General features: G+C 66.7%; 16 protein-coding genes. 5 read left to right on the top strand and 11 right to left on the bottom strand.

Annotation, left to right across the window (positions count from 1 at the left end; all coding sequences use genetic code 11):
- The 3 genes from A0U87_RS05360 to A0U87_RS05350 form a co-directional block, all read left to right on the top strand.
- Positions 1-1,515 (top strand): TonB-dependent receptor (locus A0U87_RS05360; protein ID WP_137405274.1); only part of this gene is annotated, 1,515 nt, incomplete at its 5' end.
- 11 nt (positions 1,516-1,526) lie between these two features.
- Positions 1,527-3,485, top strand: coding sequence for an acetate--CoA ligase (gene acs / locus A0U87_RS05355; protein ID WP_048938497.1), 1,959 nt, complete (start codon positions 1,527-1,529; stop codon positions 3,483-3,485).
- 84 nt (positions 3,486-3,569) lie between these two features.
- Entirely contained in the window at positions 3,570-5,903 is a 2,334-nt protein-coding gene (locus A0U87_RS05350) for a TonB-dependent receptor (RefSeq protein WP_048938454.1), read from the top strand.
- A 315-nt stretch (positions 5,904-6,218) separates the two neighbouring features.
- Here the strand turns inward: A0U87_RS05350 and A0U87_RS05345 are convergent, their stop codons facing one another.
- The 7 genes from A0U87_RS05345 to A0U87_RS05315 form a co-directional block, all read right to left on the bottom strand.
- Positions 6,219-6,731 carry a cytochrome c gene (locus tag A0U87_RS05345; protein ID WP_048938498.1) on the bottom strand — a complete coding sequence of 171 codons (513 nt, stop codon included), beginning with the start codon at positions 6,729-6,731 and terminating at the stop codon, positions 6,219-6,221.
- A gap of 13 nt (positions 6,732-6,744) precedes the next feature.
- Positions 6,745-7,290 (bottom strand): methylamine dehydrogenase light chain, encoded by a 546-nt coding sequence (locus A0U87_RS05340; RefSeq protein ID WP_004208334.1) that lies wholly within the window; start codon positions 7,288-7,290, stop codon positions 6,745-6,747.
- A 26-nt stretch (positions 7,291-7,316) separates the two neighbouring features.
- A complete protein-coding gene (locus tag A0U87_RS05335; RefSeq protein WP_010338488.1) occupies positions 7,317-7,919 on the bottom strand; it encodes a methylamine utilization protein MauD in 603 nt (200 codons plus the stop codon).
- Positions 7,920-7,926: 7 nt separating this feature from the next.
- Entirely contained in the window at positions 7,927-8,460 is a 534-nt protein-coding gene (locus tag A0U87_RS05330) for a MauE/DoxX family redox-associated membrane protein (RefSeq protein WP_048938455.1), read from the bottom strand.
- A 2-nt stretch (positions 8,461-8,462) separates the two neighbouring features.
- Positions 8,463-9,641 carry an amine dehydrogenase large subunit gene (locus A0U87_RS05325; protein ID WP_048938456.1) on the bottom strand — a complete coding sequence of 393 codons (1,179 nt, stop codon included), beginning with the start codon at positions 9,639-9,641 and terminating at the stop codon, positions 8,463-8,465.
- A gap of 145 nt (positions 9,642-9,786) precedes the next feature.
- Positions 9,787-10,968, bottom strand: coding sequence for a hypothetical protein (locus A0U87_RS05320; protein ID WP_048938457.1), 1,182 nt, complete (start codon positions 10,966-10,968; stop codon positions 9,787-9,789).
- A gap of 74 nt (positions 10,969-11,042) precedes the next feature.
- A complete protein-coding gene (locus A0U87_RS05315) occupies positions 11,043-11,696 on the bottom strand; it encodes a TetR/AcrR family transcriptional regulator (protein WP_004208329.1) in 654 nt (217 codons plus the stop codon).
- A gap of 213 nt (positions 11,697-11,909) precedes the next feature.
- Here A0U87_RS05315 and A0U87_RS05310 point away from each other — a divergent pair, with 213 nt between their 5' ends.
- The gene (locus tag A0U87_RS05310) at positions 11,910-12,389 is read left to right on the top strand and encodes a cytochrome c (RefSeq protein WP_048938458.1); all 480 of its coding nucleotides are present in this window, start codon (positions 11,910-11,912) and stop codon (positions 12,387-12,389) included.
- A gap of 103 nt (positions 12,390-12,492) precedes the next feature.
- Positions 12,493-14,364, top strand: a complete 1,872-nt coding sequence (locus A0U87_RS05305) for a sugar phosphate isomerase/epimerase and 4-hydroxyphenylpyruvate domain-containing protein (protein ID WP_048938459.1) — start codon at positions 12,493-12,495, stop codon at positions 14,362-14,364.
- A 6-nt stretch (positions 14,365-14,370) separates the two neighbouring features.
- Here the strand turns inward: A0U87_RS05305 and A0U87_RS05300 are convergent, their stop codons facing one another.
- The 4 genes from A0U87_RS05300 to A0U87_RS05285 all read right to left on the bottom strand — a co-directional run bounded on the left by A0U87_RS05300 (position 14,371) and on the right by A0U87_RS05285 (position 19,015).
- Entirely contained in the window at positions 14,371-15,684 is a 1,314-nt protein-coding gene (locus A0U87_RS05300) for a carbohydrate porin (RefSeq protein WP_122928260.1), read from the bottom strand.
- Positions 15,681-16,577 carry a shikimate dehydrogenase gene (locus A0U87_RS05295; protein WP_048938461.1) on the bottom strand — a complete coding sequence of 299 codons (897 nt, stop codon included), beginning with the start codon at positions 16,575-16,577 and terminating at the stop codon, positions 15,681-15,683. Before A0U87_RS05295 ends, A0U87_RS05300 begins: the two co-directional genes overlap by 4 nt.
- Positions 16,578-16,602: 25 nt before the next feature.
- Entirely contained in the window at positions 16,603-17,958 is a 1,356-nt protein-coding gene (locus A0U87_RS05290) for an MFS transporter (protein WP_048938462.1), read from the bottom strand.
- 151 nt (positions 17,959-18,109) lie between these two features.
- On the bottom strand, positions 18,110-19,015 hold the full coding sequence (locus tag A0U87_RS05285) for a LysR family transcriptional regulator (RefSeq protein WP_048938463.1): 906 nt from the start codon (positions 19,013-19,015) through the stop codon (positions 18,110-18,112).
- Positions 19,016-19,107 lie beyond the last annotated feature (92 nt).

The raw sequence follows: 19,107 nt of genomic DNA, 5'->3' as shown, positions 1-19,107 counted from the left end.
CACTTCGGCGCCAGCGCCTTCTACGGCAGCAGGGATGCGACCGAGCTGTCGGCCAGCATCGCGCCGGATCTGGGCAGCGGTTACGTGTCGCTGTCCGGCCGCTGGGATCGGGGCGACGGTTTCCAGACCACGCCGAAGGACCAGCGCGTCGCCGCCACCGTGCCCGCCGCCTATGACAGCTGGTCGACCAATTTGCGCGCCGTCGCGCCGATCAATGCGACCTCGGAAATCCAGTTTCGCGGCACCCTGTTCCAGGACAATCGCACGCTGCGCTTTGCCGGTGCCGACAGCATGAGCCAGGGCCAGGATGCCAGCATCCGCTATATCAGCCGGGGGCGCTGGCAGGTTGATGCGCTCGCCTATCTCCAGGCGCGCAACTTCTCGAACATCGTCATCTCCTCCACCAGCTTCCGCAAGTCGCTCGACCAGCGCAACACGCCCTCGACCGGGATCGGCGGCAAGATCGAACTGCGCCCGCCGGTGGGCGCGGATCATGTGCTGCGTATCGGCGTGGACACCCGCTTTGCCACGGGTGACATGTATGAGGATGCCTATAATGCCGGCGTCGCCAGCAACCCGCTGACAGCGCGCCGTCATGCCGGTGGTGACCAGATCACCAGCGGCATCTTTGCCGAGGATGACTGGACGATTGGCAATCTTGTCCTGACCGGCGGGGTGCGCGCCGATCGCTGGTCGATCCGCAACGGCTTCTACAAAGCGGTCAGTGCGGCCGGCCTGGTGACGCAGGACAGCAGCTACGCCAACCGCTCCGACTGGGCATTTTCCGGCCGGGCCGGCGCGCTCTACCATGTGAGCGATGCGGTGGCGCTGCGCGGGGCGGTCTATAGCGGCTTCCGCCTGCCCACGCTCAATGAGCTGTATCGCCCCTTCGTGGTCTTCCCGATCACCACCCAGGCCAATGCTGCCTTGAAACCCGAGAAGCTGAAAGGCGTGGAGGGCGGCATCGACCTCACCCCGGCGCCGGGCGTGCAGCTGTCCGCCACGCTTTTCTACAACCGGCTCGACGATGCGATCGCGAACGTCACCATCGCCACCAACACCCGCCAGCGGCAGAATGTGAATGCGATCGTGGCCAAGGGCGTCGAACTGACCGCCAGCGCGCAACTGCCGGCGAATTTCTCGCTGCTCGCCTCCTATGCGTACAGCCACAGCGAGGTCGATGCGCCGGGCTTGGCGTTCGATGGCTTCGCGCCGGCGCAGGTGCCGCGCCATTCCGCCAGCGCGACGCTGGCCTGGGCACCCAAGGCCGGGCCGGAGCTGTCGGCGACGCTGCGCTACACGGCCAAGCAATATGAGGATGATCTGCAGAGCGACGTGCTGCCCGATGCGCTGACGCTCGACGCCCTTGCCCGGCTGCCGATCGGCCATGGCATCAGCCTGGTCGCGCGCGGGGAAAATTTGTTCGACGAGGATATCGTCACCCGCAATGCCGGCGGATCGATCGACCTGGGTACGCCCAGGACGCTCTGGATCGGCGTGCGGTTCGGCCAATGAAGGGAGCCATCATGTCCGAAGACCTGTTTCCGATACCTGCCGACTGGGCGGCCCATGCCGGCATGAACCAGGCGGTGCGCGCCGCCGATTATCTCCGCTCGCTCGATGACGGCGATGCCTATTGGCTGGAGCAGGCGCAGCGGCTGGATTGGATCACGCCGCCGACCCGCGCGTCGGAAAGCAGCTTCGGCGAAGCGGATTTCGGCATCCAGTGGTTCACCGACGGCACACTCAACGTGTCGGCCAATTGTCTCGACCGGCATCTGGCCGAACGCGGCGATGTCATCGCGATCCTCTGGGAACCCGATGACCCGGCGGACGCCCCGCGCAGCCTGACCTATCGCGAACTCCATGCCGAGGTCTGCCGCTTCGCCAATGTGCTCAAGGACGCCGGCGCGCGGCGCGGCGACCGCATAACCATCTATATGCCGATGATCCCGGAGGCGGCGGTGGCGCTGCTCGCCTGCGCGCGGATCGGCGCGATCCACAGCGTCGTGTTCGGCGGCTTTTCGCCCGAGGCGCTGGCAGGCCGCATCACCGATTGCGATTCCAGCATCGTCGTCACTGCCGACGAGGGCCGGCGCGGCGGCAAGCGCGTGCCGCTCAAGGCCAATGTCGACGCGGCGCTGGCGCTCGACCATTGCACCAGCGTGCGCCGCGTATTGGTGGTGCGCGCAACCGGCGGGGCGGTGGCGATGCAGCCGGGCCGCGACAGCTGGTATGACGAGGCGATGGCCGGCGTCGCGCCCGATTGTCCGGCCGAGGTGATGAATGCGGAAGACCCGCTGTTCCTGCTCTACACCTCCGGCTCCACCGGCAAGCCCAAGGGCGTGGTCCATTCGAGCGGCGGCTATCTGCTCTGGGCCAGTCTCACCCACGCGCTCTGCTTCGATTATCGGCCCGGCGACGTCTGGTGGTGCGCCGCCGATGTCGGCTGGGTCACGGGGCACAGCTATATCGTCTATGGTCCGCTGGCCAATGGCGCGACGACGCTGATGTATGAAGGCCTGCCGAGCTGGCCGACGCCCAGCCGCATCTGGGAGGTGGTCGACCGGCATCAGGTCCATACGCTGTTCACCGCGCCGACCGTGCTGCGCGCGCTGATGAAGGAGGGCGACCATCATGTCGCGAAGACCAGCCGCGCGTCGCTCCAATTGCTGGGCAGCGTCGGCGAGCCGATCAATCCGGAGGCCTGGCGCTGGTATCATGGCGTTGCGGGCGAAGGGCGCTGCCCGATCATCGACACCTGGTGGCAGACCGAGACCGGCGGCGCGATGATCGCGCCGATGCCGGGCGCCACGGACCTGAAGCCCGGCAGCGCGACCTTTCCCATGCCCGGTGTCGAGGCGCAGATCGTCGATGGCGATGGCGTGGTGCAGGATGGCGCGAGCGAAGGCAATCTGGTGATCGCCCGGTCCTGGCCCGGCCAGATGCGCACCGTCTGGAACGATCATGAGCGCTTCTTCCAGACCTATTTCACCACCTTTCCCGGCAAATATACCACCGGCGACGGCGCCCGCCGGGATGAGGACGGCTATTATTGGATCACCGGCCGGGTCGACGATGTCATCAACGTATCGGGCCATCGCATGGGCACGGCCGAGGTCGAGAGCGCGCTGGTGCTGCATGCGACCGTGGCGGAGGCGGCGGTGGTCGGCATGCCGCACGATATCAAGGGGCAGGGCATCTATGCCTATGTCACGCTGAATGTAGGCGAGGAACCGAGCGAGGATCTGCGCCGCACCCTGACCCAATGGGTGCGCAGCGAGATCGGGCCGATCGCCACGCCGGACGTGATCCAGTTCGCGCCGGGCCTGCCCAAGACACGATCGGGCAAAATCATGCGCCGCATCCTGCGCAAGATCGCCGAGGGGGAGGTGTCGGCCCAGGCGCTGGGCGATGTCAGCACGCTGGCCGACCCGAGCGTGGTTGCGGACCTGGTGCGCAGTCGCGCCGGGGTTGCCGCCTGATTTTCGCATGCGACCCAAGGTATAATGGAGGCGATGGCCAGCCCTCCCTAGCGTCCTTTTCATAAACAGAGATGGGAGAGGAATATGCGGGGCAGGGGCTGGCTTTGCGCGGGTCTGGCAGGCGCGGCGCTGATACCGGCGCTGGCATGGGCGGAAGAGCCCGATGCTGGCCCGGCCCAGACGATCATCGTCACCGCGCCGGGCGGGGCGATCGATGTCGATGATGCGCTGTCCATTTCCCGCCGGGATATCGGCATCGGCGGCACGCCCGACCTGCTCGGCGCACTGACCCGCAATGTCGCCGGCATCACCCTGCAGGACGCGCAGAATAACCCCTGGCAGCCCAATCTTCTCTATCGCGGCTTCGTCGCCTCGCCGCTGCAGGGGCAGGCGCAGGGGCTGGCCGTCTATATGGACGGTGCCCGTTTCAACCAGCCGTTCGGCGATACCGTCCAGTTCGACCTGATCCCCGAGGCGGCGATCCGTAAATTGAGCCTGCTCGATGCCAGCCCGGTCTATGGCCTTAATGCGCTGGGCGGGGCGATCCTGCTGGAGACGAAGGACGGGCGCAGCGATCCGGGGCTGGAGGCGAGCGCGACCGGCGGCCGTTTCGGCTATGCCGAGGCGAGCATCGCTGGCGGTTTTGCGCGTGGCAATTTCAGTGCGTTCGGGGCGTTCCAGTATAGCCATGACGATGGTTGGCGGGATCATAGCCCGTCGCATCTCTATAATGGCTATGCCGATCTTGGCTTCGATAGCGAGAAGGGCGGGCTGCACATGAAGCTGGTCGGGGCAAGGACCGACCTGACCGGCAATGGCGTATCGCCGGTCGAACTGCTGGCGGCGGACCGGCGCGCCGTCTTCACCTGGCCCGACAATAGCCGCAGCCGCTATGGCCGGATCAGCCTGCACCCCTGGGTCGCGCTGTCCGACACGACCCGGATCGAGGGAACGCTCTATGCCCAGCGACTGACCCTGCATACCGTCAATGGCGACGCCGCCGATATCGAGGGGTGCGAGGATGAGGATGACGCCGGGCTGCTCTGCCTGGAGACGGTGGGGAGCGATGATGACGGGGACGAGGCGCAGTCGGTCCTGACCGACGCCAACGGCAACGCCATTGCCGACAGCCTGGGCGGCGAGGGTTATGGCGTACTCAATCGGGGGCGGACGCGGACCGATGCAATGGGCGCGCTGGTGCAGTTGATCGATGATCGCGCGCTGATGGGCGGCACCAATCATTTTGCGATCGGCATGAGTTACGACACCAGCCGCACCCGGTTCGATACATCGACCGAATTGGGGGCGATGACGGACGAGCGCAGCGTCGAGGGGTTGGGATCGATCATCGTCCAGCCGGACGGCGCGATCGCGCCGGTCGGGCTGGTCGCACACACCGATTATTGGGGTGTCTTCGTGCAGGACCGGCTGCCGCTGGCGCCGGGGCTAACGGCGGAACTGGGGCTGCGCTGGAACCATGCGCGGATCGAGCTGGTCGACCAGATCGGCACGGCACTGAACGGGCGGCACAATTTTCAGCGGCTGAACCCCGGCGCGGAGCTGGATTATCGGGTTTCGGACGGGCTGTCGCTGCGGGTCGGCTATGCCGAGACCAACCGCGCGCCGACCCCGGCCGAACTGTCCTGCGCCGACGAGAATGCGCCGTGCAGCCTGACCAATTTCTTCATCGCCGATCCGCCGCTCAAGCAGGTGGTGGCGAAAAGCTGGGAGGCGGGCGGTTCGGGCCGCTTCGCCGTCGGGGGATGGACCGCCGACTGGCTGGTTTCCGCCTATCGCACCGGCAATCATGACGACATCCAATATATTGCGTCGGACATTCGCGGTCGGGCCTATTTCCAGAATATCGGCAAGACCCGGCGCCAGGGTGTCGAGGCATCGGTCAAGGCGGCGCGGGGCGGATTTACCGCAGGCCTCAGCTATGCCTTCACCGATGCCACCTATCGCAGCGCGCTGACATTGAGCAGCCCGGCCAATCCCGAGGCCAATGACGACGGCACGATCGACGTCGGCAAGGGCGATCGCCTGCCCGGTATCCCTCGCCATAGTGCGACCCTGACGCTGGATTATGTTGGCATCATGGGCGGTCAGCGCCATTGGTCGGTCGGCGGCGACCTGATCGCCCGGTCGGGCCAATATCTGGTCGGTGACGAGGCCAACCGGAATGCCAAAGTGCCCGGCTACCTGATCGCCAATATCCGCGCCGGCATCGACATCATTCCCGGCGTCACCCTGTTCGGCGAGGTCCGCAACCTGTTCGACCGCCACTATGCGACCTTCGGCACCTTTACCGAGGTGGATGAGATCGAACTGGACGAGGCGCCGGGGGCGAGCGACCCGAGGGCCTATGGCGCGGGCGCGCCACGCCGCTGGTATGCCGGGGTGAAGGCGACATTCTGAAGCATGGCGGCGCCCGCGATCGGGCGCGCGTCTGCCGAAGTTCACAGTGTAAACGGCCTGTTGGGGGTGTTTGCGCCTGTCGCGCACCTGCGACGCGTCGGTAACGCGCCTGTGCCGCGCCGGGGGTAATGGGGGCAGGGGCATGGAAGCGCGTCGCCCTTGCCCCTGTCGCGCGCCCATGACGCGACAGCCGCGCGCCACATAGCGCCTGCCACGCGCCGGGCGGCCGGGTTGGGCGAGGGGGAACAGCCTTTGTCGCATGGCGAGGGATAGATCAGAAAAGCGGCGTGTAGGACAGCGATGCCCGTGGCAGCGCTATCGCCCTGCAGACGGAAACATCTCCCTGAGCGAGGCGGGCGCATGGCATTTGCGGATCGCGGTTTCGACATGGCGGGCGCGTTCGGCGGTCAGCGAGGCGGCGGACAGGGCGAAGCGTCGTTCATGCGCGACTTCCTCGGCGGTGAAGGGCGTGCTGCCCTGCGGCACGCTGCCGCCGCCCAGGCCGAAGACGACGAAGTTCATCATGTCGGCCAGTTGCTGGTTATCCTTGATCCGGCTGAGCGCGACATTGGGCAGGCGGATGAGATAGGCGCGGGTCTGGGGGGTGCAGAGGAACCAGCCGACCCGGCCGCGCAGTTCGGGCAGGGCCGCGGGCGCGGCGCTGCCCTGCACCCCGTGGCAGCCGCCACAATTTTCGACATAGTCGGACCGGGCGAGATCGGGATCGGTGATAGCGCTGGGCAACAGGCCCATCGGCGGCAGGGCGGCGCGGCCGATGCCGACCGCGCCGAGCAGCGCCAGCGATCCGATCAGCAGCACATGCCGCATGTCCTGCCGGCCTTCAGCTGGCCGCACCGACCAGCACGGCGGTCGAACAATGATATTCCATGCTGCTGGTGCCGAAGCACCAGATCACGTCATTGTTGAGCTGGGGCATGTAGAGCTGGGTTTCGCGATCGGTATTGTCGCAGCCGCACTGGCCGCAGGCGGGCTTGCCGCAACAGTCGCGATAGGCGATCAGATAGGCCTTGCCGTCGTCCGGGTTGATGCAGGTGCCGACCCAGGAGACGGGCGAGGGCTCCGAACCCGCCGGGCAGCTATGGATGCCGCCGCCGCAGCAGGTGCAGAGTGCGCCGTCGATCGCGCAATAGCGCCAATAGTCGCACTTGGTCTCGTCCTTGCTCTGCGCAGTGCGGGCGAAGGCGGTCTTGGCCTCGGGCGAGCGGTCGGGCTTGGCCGCTTCGGCGCGGCTGACCGGCAGCAGCGGGAAGGCGGGCGCAGCGACCAGGGCGGCCCCCAGGCGCGAGAGCATCGAGCGGCGGGATGTCCCCCCGGCGAGGCGTCGCAGCAGCTTTTCCCCCATGGCGTCGGCGTCGAACTTCTTCATGTCACGGACCCCCTTTGAACTTGCGATCAGGCCGCCTGCGCTTTGAGCGAGCCGATATAATCCTGCACCGTGGCGATCCCCATTTCATGGGCGACGACCAGGCTTTCGAGATGCTCGCGGCTGTTGACCAGTCCCTTGGACAGGATGGTGCCCTCGGCATCGAGCAGCACGGCGAAGGGCAGCTTGGCGACGCCATAGGCCTGGCCCGCTTCCGGCCCGTTGACGAAGGCATAGGCCTCCAGCCCGTGCTGGGCGATCATCGCGCGCTGGGCGGCGACATCATCGTCGCCCACGAAGGTCAGCGCGACCCGCTCGTCCCGCGCGAAGGACTTGGCCATCGGGATGATATTCTTGCACAGCGGGCATTGGGCGGAGACGAACATCAAGAGGCGCAGCGCCGTGCCATGGGCATGGCCGCCGATCGTGACGGGCGCGCCGTCGATGGTGCGGGTATCGATCTTGACGATGGCGTCGCCCACCGCTGGGCCGCCGCTGGTGGCGAGCGCGCCGGCGGGCGCGACGCGGATGTGCAGCACGCCGACCTGCCGCGCGACCGCCAGCAGGGCGATGCCGAGCGCGAAAATGGCGACCCAGGACAGGATCTGCGCGATGATGAGCGAGGTCAGCATAGGTCTTCTATCTCCGGTAGGCGGCAGCGGGCGTGGCGATCAGCGCCAGGATGGCGCCGAGCAGATGGAAGGCGAGGAACAGAGCGATGCCGCCAGCGGCGGCGGTGGCGATGTCCAGCACGGACAGTGGCGGGGCGGGCAGCAGGCGCGGCGCGACGAGCGCGACCAGCAGCAGGTTGCGGATCACCAGCGGCCAGCCGATCGGATGGCGTAACTGTGAACGGCCGCAGCCGCAGTCGATATGGCTGCGCCCGCGCGCGATGTTGATCGCCATCGCGCCGGCAAAGAGGCTAAGCAGCAGCATGGCAAGCAGCACCGGCACCGGGGCAAGACCGGCGATCAGCGTGGCGCCGATGGCGATCTCCGCCAGCGGCAGCAGGATCGCGGCGGGCGCGACCAGCGCCGGCGGCAGCAGCCGGTAATTGGCGATCACGCCGGGCAGCAGGACACGGTGGCGCAGCTTCGACAGGCCCGCCTGCAACAGGATGAGGCCGATCCCGATGGCAGCCGCCAGCGCGGCGATCGCCAGACCCAGTGTCATGGTCAGGACGGGTCCGCGACCGTGATGGTGCTGCCGCCGGCCTTCTCGATCTTGTGCTTTTCTTCCCAGGTGGCGAGGTCGATGACGAGGGCCGTGCCCTTCTCGCCGTCCATGATCAGCAGCGGCTTGTCCGACTGGGTGACCTCGATATTGTTCATGGGCTCTTCCAGCGGGCGGCGCTTCACCACCTTCTGCGTGGCGAGATCGACTTCCCACACTTCCGTGCCCGACGCCTTGTGCGACCAATATTCGCCCATGTGCATCAGCACGAACAGATGGCCGGTGGCGCGGTGCAGCGCCATCGGCTGGCGCCCGCCCGGATACCAGTTCAGTTCCAGCGGCTTGGTTTCGCCCGGCCGGATGCCGGCGGCCGCCTGGATCGAGAAGGGCGCGGAGATGGTCGGCGCCGGGCCAAGCTTCGCGGTCCAGATCTGGCCGGTGTAGCTGAGGAACGTCGTTTCCTTCTTCTTCCGGTCATAGGTGAAATTGTCGAAGATCGGATCGTCGGTGGCCGAGAAGAAGGGCGCGCTATGGGTGATGTCGGCCTTGCTGCCAGTCAGCTTCACGGTGGCGAGCGATCCGTCGGCGCAGAGCGCGGAAAAGCCGACGCCCGGATTGGGCATCATGCTGGCGCAGCCGGGCACTTCGACATTGGCGACGAACTTGCGCTTCACCAGATCGACGATGTTCACCGAGGAGGCGGGGCTGAGATTATAGACGAAGCCGGTCTTGCCATCATCGCTGATGATGAAATTGTTCTTGCGCGATCCGATCAGGATGCGGTCGGGAATGGTGATTTCGGTGACCAGCTTCAGTTCGCGCGTGTCATAGACCGACACCATGTCCTGCCGCGTGCCGCGATCGCCCTTCGACCAGATCGTCTCGGCGACATAATAATATTTGCCGGCCGGATCGATTGCCATGTCTGCGAGGCGCCGGGTTTCGACCATGCCCACCATCTTGCCGCTGTCGCCGTCGAAGATGCTGGTGCCCGGCATGTCCCATCCGCCGTCGACGAAGAACCAGTTGGGCTTGGGTGGCTCCATCGTCACCACATCGGACGTTTCCGGCTCCAGCGCGGCCGTGGTGTCGGCGGGCGCGGCATGGACGGTGATGGCTGCGCACAGGGCGAAACCCATGGCGGCGGTGGCGAAAAATCCCCTGACGGCGGCGCTCGACATCTGGTGTGATCCCCCTTGATCGGTGCGGCGGCGCTGGACTCATCTGGTCCGCGTTCCGGCGCTGAAATGAAGGCTGGACAAGTGTCAAGGATTGGTCAAGGGGGTGGAGGCGCTCCCCGCAAAATAATTTTGCGCCGCAGCAAAACTAAGCGATAATCTCGTGCACGCCCTCGATCCGGGGCAGGCGCAGCCTGTCGGGGGCAGCAGCGACCAGCAGCGCGAAACAGCCGCCGGTGAGCGCGACCAGCGCGCCATCGACCAGCCCCTGTTGCCCCAACCCGTCGGACAGCAGCGATCCCGCCACCGGCCCGGCGATCATGCCCAGGCTGTGGACGCAGGCGACGAAGCGGCGGAACAGCGGACTGCCGCCGCCCGCTGCCGTGGCAAGGCCGGAAAAGCGGATGATGGTGGCGGTCGACCCGATATTGAGCAGGCCGATCGCCAGGATGAACAGGGTCGGTGCGCCGGGGCGGGTGAGGGCGAGCGGGGCAAGCAGGCAGAAGGCGCACAGCAGGCCGGTCAGCGGCAGCGGCACGATGCTCTGTTCGCGCATCAGCGCGATCGCGGTTAGCGCGCCGATCACCGATCCGATCGCCACCGCCTCGCCGATCACGCTGTCGTCGATGCCGGCGGCCAGCGCCAGCGCGCCGGAAAAGCTCCAGATCATCATGGTGGCGGCGATGAAGCAGAACAGGGCAACGGCCAGCGCCCAGGCGCGGGCCGGGGTGGGCGCGCGTTCATTGGCGTCGCCGGTGGGCGTCTGCGCCGGATCGGCGGCCGGCATCAGCAGGCTGAGCAGCAGCACGCCGATCGGTGCGAGCGCCAGCAGGCGCAGCGCAGCGGCCGGCCCGGCGCTGTCGCCGATCGCCGGCAGCGCCAGCGCGACCAGGGTGGACAGCAGCAACTGGACCAGGAAGACGGCGGCATAGGCGCCGGTCGGGCGCTGCGAGGCGGCGGCGCTCATCGCGTGGGTATAGGCGACGCCCATGCCGACGCCGAACAGACCGCGCGCGGCGATGAGCGTTGCCAGTTCGTCGAGCGCCGGCGTTATCAGGCTGGCGGCCAGCGCGATCAGCGCGGCGAAGGCCGGCGCGCCGGCCGGCAGGTGCGCGCCGCCGCGCCAGACGAGGATCGCGCCGATCGCCATGCCACCCTGGGTCGCGCCGACGATCCAGCCATGGTCGGATGGATCAAGCCGGGTGGCAGCGGTCAGCAGGGTGAGGAAGACGGGATCGATGCCGGGTTGCAGCAGCGCGAGCGCGGCGGCGGCGATGCAGGCGATGGTCCGGTCCGGTGCCCATCCGGGCAATATACGGCTTTGCGTCATGATGGCCCCCACAGCATGAACAGGCGCCGGTGGCGCCCCTGCCGTTCAGACCATCTCTCCCCCTTGGGGCGGCGTCAGGCCGCTTCTGTCATCAGCCCTGCAAGATCGCGCGAAGTCACCGTCTTGGCAAGATGCACGAACGACATTGCCGCCAGCGCGGTAAAGACCGGCATCTTGGCCGCCCAGGGCTTCTGATGCCCCAGGAAAGGCGTCGATCCTTCCATCGACGCGCTGATGAACAGGGCGACGCTATGCACCTCGTCCGGGGACAGGGCCGGATTGATCTGCGCCACATATTCGCCGATCACCTCATGCACCTTGCTGTAGAACAGGCGCACCCGGTCGGCGACGAACTCGCTCTGGTTGGCGAGCGCCCAGAGTTCGGTGAACAAATGGGTGGTGCGCTTGGTCTGGATATCCTCCAGGCACAGGATGATGACCAGCTTGAGCCGTTCCTCGGCGGTGAGGCCGGGCTTGCGCACCATCTCCTCCAGCAGCTTGTCATAGGATTCCAGCATCTCGTCCAGCATCACCTGGATCAGCATTTCCTTGCGCGGGAAATGATAGCTGACATTGCCGACCTTCATGTCGCAGCGCGCGGCGATGCGGCGCAGGGTGAAGGCATCGGCACCCTCGTCGATCAGCACGTCCAGTGCTGCCTTGAGGATCTGGTCCACCGTTTCGGACCCGCGGGCATAGATGCCGGGCCGTGAGGGAGCGAGTATCATATCACATCTGCCTTGGCGGCCCTCCTACCACGGCGCGGCCCGGTTCGCCACCCTTTGCGCATCGCTCGCAACGGCGGGCTTGACGAATATTTGAAGACTGTCCAGTATTTGCGCATCCACATAATCTTGGGAAGAGGCGTGAAATCCGGTGCGGCACCCTGGCGGGGGCGGCTTCCGGGGTAAACGTCCATATGTGCGGGGACATTTCAGGCGATGATTCAGGGTATCAAGCGCGTCATATTCTCTCTGCTGGCGGTTGCGGCGGTAGGTTTGCCGGGGGCGGCACAGGCGACTGGTCCGCAGACCTTCGCCAACCGCTGCTCCATGTGCCATCAGCCCTCGGGCGCGGGCCTGCCGGGCCAGTTTCCGCGTCTCAACGGCCGGGTCGCGCAGATCGCGACCAGCCCGGAGGGGCGGCGCTATCTCGCCATGGTGCTGCTCTATGGCATCTATGGCCCGATCACCGTGGACGACAGGAAGATCACCGGCCTGATGCCCGGCATGGGCACCATGTCCGATCAGGATATTGCCGATGTGCTGAATCATGCCGTGTCGCTCAAGAAGGCGGCCAAGCCCGCCGCGCCCTTCACCGCGGCGGAGGTCGCCAAGGTGCGCGCCGGCGGCAAGCAGACCGCGGCGCAGGTCGCGGCCGAACGCGGCCGTCTCGCGGGCAAGGGACTGATCCCGTCCTGATCCGGGCGGCCATCCTATAACTCTATGCTATGGGATAGTCGGTCTTGAGCGGTTAAATGGCGGTGCCGGGCTGTGGGATAAGGGGGCTTCAAGGAGATCCCCCATGTCCAACGCCATCGCCACCGTTTCGCTGCGCGGCACGCTTGAAGAGAAATTGCGTGCCGCTGCCGCGGCCGGCTTTGCCGGGGTCGAGATATTCGAGAATGACCTGATCGGGTCGGAATTGGCGCCGCGAGACGTGCGGCGCATGCTGGACGATCTGGGCCTTGCCTGCATGCTCTACCAGCCCTTCCGCGATTTCGAGGGGATGCCGGGCGCGCTGCGCCAGCGCGCCTTCGACCGGGCCGAGCGCAAGTTCGACCTGATGGGCGAACTGGGCACCGATCGCATCCTGGTCTGCTCCAACTGCTCGCCTGCCTCTCTGGGCGAACGGGAGCGGATCGTCGACGATTTCCGGGATCTGGGCGAGCGGGCGGCCAAGCGCGGCATATTGGTGGGCTATGAGGCGCTGGCCTGGGGCCGGCATGTGTTCGATCATCGCGATGTCTGGTCGATCGTCGAGCAGGTCGACCATCCCCATATCGGCATCATCCTCGACAGCTTCCATTCGCTGTCGCGCAAGATTCCGAGCGACAGCATCCGCGATATCCGTGGCGACAAGATCGTCTTCGTTCAGCTCGCCGATGCGCCGCTGCTCGACATGGACCTGCTCTATTGGAGCCGCCATTTCCGCAACCTGCCGGGGCAGGGCGGGCTGGATGTCGCCGGCTTCGTCGCGGAGATATTGGCCACTGGCTATGACGGGCCGTTGTCGCTGGAAATCTTCAACGACCGGTTCCGCTCCAATGCGGCGACGCTGGTGGCGGAGGACGGGCATCGTTCGCTCGACTATGTGCGCGATGCGGCGCTGCGGCAGTTGGGGCGCCCGTCGACCATGCCCGCGCCGGAGCCGGTGCTGGGCGCCGAATTCGTGGAATTCACCACCGCCAGCGCCGATTCCGCGCGGCTGGGCCGCACGCTGACGACACTGGGCTTCAGCCTTGCCGGCGAGCATCGCCAGAAGAAGGTGACGAGATGGCGCCAGGACGGCGTCAACCTGGTCATCAATGCCGAACCCAAGGGCTTTGCCAGCGCCTATCGTGCGGCGCATGGATCGTCCATCTGCGCGATCGGCGTGCGGGTGAGGGACAAGGCGGCGGTGCAGGCGCGCGCGGCGGCGCTGGGGATCAAGGCCTATAGCGCGGAAGGCCGCCCCGGCCGGATGGCGATGCCGGCGCTGCGCGGGGTCGGCGGCAGCCTGGTCTATCTGATCGACGATAATGAGGTCGAAGGGCTGTGGGCACGGGAGTTCCAAGCGATCGAGGCAGCGCCCGATGCGCCGGTCCATGCCCATGGCTTCGACCATCTCGCCGCCGTCGTCCATAATGACGAATTCCTGTCCTGGCAGCTTTACTGGCGCGCCCTGTTCGGGCTGGAGGCCAAGGCGGCGCAGGATGTGATCGATCCGTCGGGACTGGTGCATAGCCAGGCCTTGCAGGCGCCCGACGGCGCCTTCCGCGTGACACTCAATGCGTCGGACGCGCGCGAGACGCTGTCGTCCCGCTTCCTCGACCAGGGGATTGGCGGCGGCTATCAGCATGTGGCGCTGGCGACCGACGATATCTTCGCGACGGCGCAGGCATTGCGGGATGAGGGCGCCGCGGTGCTGACCATCCCGGCCAATTATTATGCGGACATCGCCGCGCGCTTCGGCTTTGACGATGCGCTGGTGGCTCGGATGCAGGCGCTGGGCATCCTCTATGACGAGGACGCCGATGGGCACGGCTTCTGGCAGCTTTACAGCCGCGCTTTCGACAAGCTGTTCTTCTTCGAGTTCGTCCAGCGCGATCGTGGCTATACGGGCTATGGCGCACCCAATGCCGGCGTCCGGCTGGCCGCACAGAACCGGTTCCGCGCCGAGAACCCGGTCGATTGAGCGGGGTCAGAGGATCAGCTTGATCGTCATGCCGGCCACCACCGCATCGGGATAGCGGCTCGTCGCCCCGACGCGGTGGATATATTGGAGGTTGGGGCGCAGCAGCAATGCGCGGGTCGCCTGCCAGCCATAGAAGATTTCGCCGCTTGCTTCCCAGCGCTGCGGATCGACATCCTGTCCCAGCATCTGCTGGTCGCGCTGCCGATCGGCGATGCGCGGATTGACCCTGGCATAGACGAGGCCGAGGCCGAAATTGTCCCTGGGCCGATTGTCCCACAGGCCGCGCGCGACGAAGCCGCCGCTCAGGAACAGGGGCACGCGCGCGGTCGCCCGGTCGGACAGGGTCATGGTGCCGAACAGCGACAGGCCGCGTTCGCCGGGGCCGAAGCGGACGATCATCTTTTCCGCCATGGCCCAGGCGCTCCACCGTTCGCGCCGGGTGGCCGGGGCGAGGCCGGACAGGGCGTAGGAATCGCCATTGGCGTCGGCATAGACGTCGGGCTTGTCGGTCGTGTCGATGAGGCCGCCGACCCGGACCAGGCCGGGCAATTGCCCCGCGCCCTGGCCCGATTTCCAGCCCAGTTCGACCGGCAGGACGACACTGTCGAAACGCGGCGCCAGTTGCCAGCCATTGCCGGTCTGGGCGCGGATGCTGTTCACTTCGAAGGCGGCGACGCTGATGCTCAGCCCATGGCCGATGTCCTGCCGGGCGCGGATGCCCCAGCGCGGGATCGGGAAGCCGGAAAAGCCGCTATTGTAGAAGAGCGTGGTCGGGCGCGGGCAGAAGGCGAAATTCTGGAACTGGCAGCCCGAGGGCAAGGTCGCGAAATCGTCGCCCGTATGATAGAGGCCGATCTTGAGCGCGGTCCGGCCGCCGTTCAACTGCTGCTCATAGCTCAGTTCCGCCGGGCGCAGATCCTGCCCGCCGCCGAACAGTTCCTGCACCTCGAACAGATTGCCGATGCGGGTCGCGGTCAGATCCTGCCCCTTGCGATGGATGATCGTCGCGATGATCTTCCCGCCTGAAAGGCCGAACGCCTTGCCGGTGTCGACGACCGCCGATGCCAGCAATTGCTGGGTATAGGCTGCGCCCTGATCGCGCCCGCCGCTGATCGATGCGGCGCTTTCGGAGACATAGGAGAAGGTGAGGTTGACGCCGCTGTCCTTGAGCCGTGTGCGCCAGCCGGCCTGGGGCGCGGCCGGCGGCGGGGGTGGGGGCGTCTGTGGTCCGGCGGGCGGCCCCTGCAATTGCGGCGCGGGCTTCACCGCTTCGGCGACCTGGACGGGCAGGACGATGGCGGGCGGGCTGTCGGCGATCATGGCGCGACAGCCGCATCGGTCGCGCGGGCGAAGTCCGCCAGCATGCGGTTGCTGTCCGGTGCGACCGCTGTGAACAGGGCGAAGGCATGGGCCGCCTGCATCACCGCCATGCCGCCGCCGGTCAGTATGGCGCAGCCCTTGGCCTGCGCCGCCACCAGCAACGGGGTGTGCAGCGGGAAATAGATGATGTCCGACACCCATTGATCGGGCGTCAGCAGATCGGGATCGAAGGGCAGGCCGGGATGGCTGAGCATGCCGATCGGGGAGGTCTGGACCACGCCATCGGCGCCGGCTATGGCATCGGCCGCATGGGCCATGGCCTGCACCTGCGCCGCCGGGAAGAGCGCGCCAAGCCGATCGGCCAGCGCCGCCGCGCGGTCCTGTGCCGGATCGACGATGGCAAGATGCGTCGCGCCAAGGTCGAGATGGGCATAGCCGACCGCTGCCGCAGCGCCGCCTGCACCGATCATCGCGATCCGGCCGCGCGGGCGATCGGCAAGGCCTGCGACTAAATGGGCGCGATAGCCCGACCAGTCCGTATTGTCGCCATGCGCCCGGCCGTTGCGGAACAATATGGTGTTGACCGCGCCCAATGCCCGCGCCGCGTCGGACAGGCTGTCGAGCAAGGGGATGACCGCCTGCTTGAAGGGATGGGTGACGTTGATCCCGTCAAAGCCCATCGCGCCCAGCATCGGCAGCAGGCGGGGCAGGTCGTCCGCGTCATAGCCCATCCGATCGGCATCGAGGATGCGGTAGACGAGGGTCAGGCCGAGCGCCTTTGCCTCCGTCTCGTGCATGTGCGGGCTGCGCGATCCGGCGATGCCCTGGCCGATCAGGCCGCAGAGAATGGACGCGCGGGGGCGATCCGCGACGGGCGCGGGGGACTGGAACATGGCATTATCCTTGGAAGAGGGGCGGTCAGTCGGCCTTGGGCAGGCGGATCATCGCGGCGCAGATGCCCGCGATGACGGCTGGCACCGCGAAGACACCGAAGATGACAGGCAGTGAGACTTTCGCCGCGAGCAGGAAGCCGCCCAGCATCGGCCCGATCACTGCGCCGATCCGGCCGACGCCCATGGCCCAGCCGATGCCGGTGCCGCGTGCTTCGGGCGGATAGAGGCTGGCGGCGAGCGGGTAGCAGCCGTTGAAGCCGCCCTGGACGAAGACGCCGATCAGGAAGGCGGTGGCGAGCGTCGCGATCAGCGGCATGGTGACCGATCCGAACAGGACCAGCGTGACGGCGGCGGCCGACATATAGCCCAGGATCAGACGGCGCAGGTCGAAATGGGTGCCGGCTATGCCGATCAGTGTCACGCCGACAAAGGCACCGATATTGTAGATGGCGCCGGCATAGATGGCGTCCTTGGCCGGCAGGCCGGCCTCGACCGCCAGCTTGGGGATCCAGCTGATGACGAAATAGAGCGTCATGAAGCCGGAGATGGTAGCCATCCACAGCAGGATGGTGCCGGTCGCGCGGCCATCGGTCAGCAGGCCGCGCACACCGGCCTTGTTGGCTTCATGCACCTTCCTGGCGGGCAGCGTATCGACCGCCGGCTGGCCCATCGAGCGGAGCAGGCGGTTGGCCTTTTCCAGCGCGCCCTTGGGCTGGCGGGTCAGCAGAAAGTCGATGCTTTCGGGCAGCAGCAGCCAGACGAAGGGCAGGGACAGGGTGCAGAGGATTGCCGCGCCCAGCAGCATCGCCTGCCAGCCGTAAATGGGCAGCAGGTTGGCGACGACGAAGCCGGTGATGGTGGCGCCGACCGGATAGCCGGCCTGGAGGAAGCCGACCGCGAAGGTGCGATGCCGGGGCGGGGCATATTCGGCGGTCAGCGCCGCCATGCTGGCCAGCACCGTGCCGATGCCGATGCCGACGATCAAGCGGCTGACGATCAGTTCGCCGATATTGGCGGCCATGGCCGAGCCGAACATGGCGCCGGCCATCATCACCAGCGAGGCCAGGATCAGCTTGCGGCGGCCGAACCTGTCGGCCATCGGCGCGATCAGCAGGCCGCCGGCGGCCATGCCGGCCAGCCCGGCGCTGAACACCACGCCCAGCCGTTCGGGTGTCACCTGCCAGTCGGTCGACAGGGCGGGGGCGATATAGGACAGGATCAGCACGTCCATGCCGTCGAGCATGTTGAGGATGAAGCAGATGGCGACGACCAGTATCTGGCGCGCGGTCCATTGGCTGTCCGACGCGACGGGTGCAGCCCTGCCATCAACGGTCACATAAGGCCGCACGGACACGCTGCCGGTGGCGGAATAGCTGGCCATCTCGAATAATGCCTTTCATCCTCTCGCGGCGCCCTGCGCCCTTGCCTTGCTTGTCCGGTGGCCTGTCGGCTTCTATTCTGCGGATGGCTATGCCTCATCCATTCAATAGGTAATTTCCACCGCTCCTGATGCGTTTCGCTATATCGCTATGTTATGGCTTTGGCTGGCGCGGCAGGGCGAGCATCGCACTGCGGGCAATCTCCTCGAAGGTTTCGCCGATGATGGCGCGCGGCGATTCCATATTGCGGTTGATATAGACCGGAAGCACGCCGGGGTCTTCAAATTCCAGGAAGCGGACGGTGTCGGCATGGGGCTGCATCGCGGTGAAGCTGTCGACCAGCGCCACGCCCATGCCGTTCGCGACGAAGGCGACCGCGGTTTCGGCGAAGCGGATATAGGTGGAAACGTCCGGTTCCTGCCCGGCGCGGGCAAACATGTCGGCGATGATCCGCCCATGGGGCGTGTCGGGGCGGAAGGATTGCAGTTGCGCGCCGGCGAGGTCCGCCACGCCGATCCGGTCGCGATCCGCCAGCGGATGATGGCTGGGCACGGCGCAGACCATGCGTCCGGCGCCGATCCGGCTGGACAGGATGTTGGGATGGTCGATCGGAAAGACGGTCAGCGCATATTCGCCGCGCTGGAGCGCGAGATAATCGATCGCCTGCTCGACCGAGAGAATGTCGAACTGGATGGTGAGGCCGGGATAATTGGCGCTGAGGCGGGCCAGCATCTGGGGCAGGATCGAATGGCCGAGCGAGGGCGATGCGCCGACGCGAAAGGTCTTATCCTCCCCCTTGGCCAGCCGGCGGATGACATGGGCGAGATCGTCGAAGCCCTTGTAGACGCGCTCGATCTCCTCGAACAGCACGCCCGCTTCCTGGGTCGGCACCAGCCGCCCACGGGTGCGGTCGAACAGGCGGAACTGCAGCCGGTCTTCCATATGGCCGAGCATCCGGCTGAGGCCGGGCTGGGACGTGCCGAGCATTCGCGCGGCGCCGCTGACCGTCTTGGTAATCATGACGGCGCGGAAAATTTCTATCTGTCGAACCGTGAGCATCGAACGTCCATGATCCTGCACCGGATGGATAGCGCGTGCTAGCCCAGCGGAGCGGCGCATGAAAGCCCGCCGCATGGGTGCCGGTCGTTCGA

It is taken from the genome of Sphingobium sp. MP9-4 (assembly GCF_005281675.1).
GTDB lineage: Bacteria > Pseudomonadota > Alphaproteobacteria > Sphingomonadales > Sphingomonadaceae > Sphingobium > Sphingobium yanoikuyae.
Note: the sequence above shows the minus strand (reverse complement) of the source record. Positions and strands in the feature narration are given on the sequence as shown.

Coding starts and splice junctions, on each gene's coding strand:
- acs (WP_048938497.1), top strand. CDS start 1,527: ATGTCCGAAGACCTGTTTCCGATACCTGCCGACTGGGCGGCCCATGCC.
- A0U87_RS05350 (WP_048938454.1), top strand. CDS start 3,570: ATGCGGGGCAGGGGCTGGCTTTGCGCGGGTCTGGCAGGCGCGGCGCTG.
- A0U87_RS05345 (WP_048938498.1), bottom strand. CDS start 6,731: ATGCGGCATGTGCTGCTGATCGGATCGCTGGCGCTGCTCGGCGCGGTC.
- A0U87_RS05340 (WP_004208334.1), bottom strand. CDS start 7,290: ATGAAGAAGTTCGACGCCGACGCCATGGGGGAAAAGCTGCTGCGACGC.
- A0U87_RS05335 (WP_010338488.1), bottom strand. CDS start 7,919: ATGCTGACCTCGCTCATCATCGCGCAGATCCTGTCCTGGGTCGCCATT.
- A0U87_RS05330 (WP_048938455.1), bottom strand. CDS start 8,460: ATGACACTGGGTCTGGCGATCGCCGCGCTGGCGGCTGCCATCGGGATC.
- A0U87_RS05325 (WP_048938456.1), bottom strand. CDS start 9,641: ATGTCGAGCGCCGCCGTCAGGGGATTTTTCGCCACCGCCGCCATGGGT.
- A0U87_RS05320 (WP_048938457.1), bottom strand. CDS start 10,968: ATGACGCAAAGCCGTATATTGCCCGGATGGGCACCGGACCGGACCATC.
- A0U87_RS05315 (WP_004208329.1), bottom strand. CDS start 11,696: ATGATACTCGCTCCCTCACGGCCCGGCATCTATGCCCGCGGGTCCGAA.
- A0U87_RS05310 (WP_048938458.1), top strand. CDS start 11,910: ATGATTCAGGGTATCAAGCGCGTCATATTCTCTCTGCTGGCGGTTGCG.
- A0U87_RS05305 (WP_048938459.1), top strand. CDS start 12,493: ATGTCCAACGCCATCGCCACCGTTTCGCTGCGCGGCACGCTTGAAGAG.
- A0U87_RS05300 (WP_122928260.1), bottom strand. CDS start 15,684: ATGATCGCCGACAGCCCGCCCGCCATCGTCCTGCCCGTCCAGGTCGCC.
- A0U87_RS05295 (WP_048938461.1), bottom strand. CDS start 16,577: ATGTTCCAGTCCCCCGCGCCCGTCGCGGATCGCCCCCGCGCGTCCATT.
- A0U87_RS05290 (WP_048938462.1), bottom strand. CDS start 17,958: ATGGCCAGCTATTCCGCCACCGGCAGCGTGTCCGTGCGGCCTTATGTG.
- A0U87_RS05285 (WP_048938463.1), bottom strand. CDS start 19,015: ATGCTCACGGTTCGACAGATAGAAATTTTCCGCGCCGTCATGATTACC.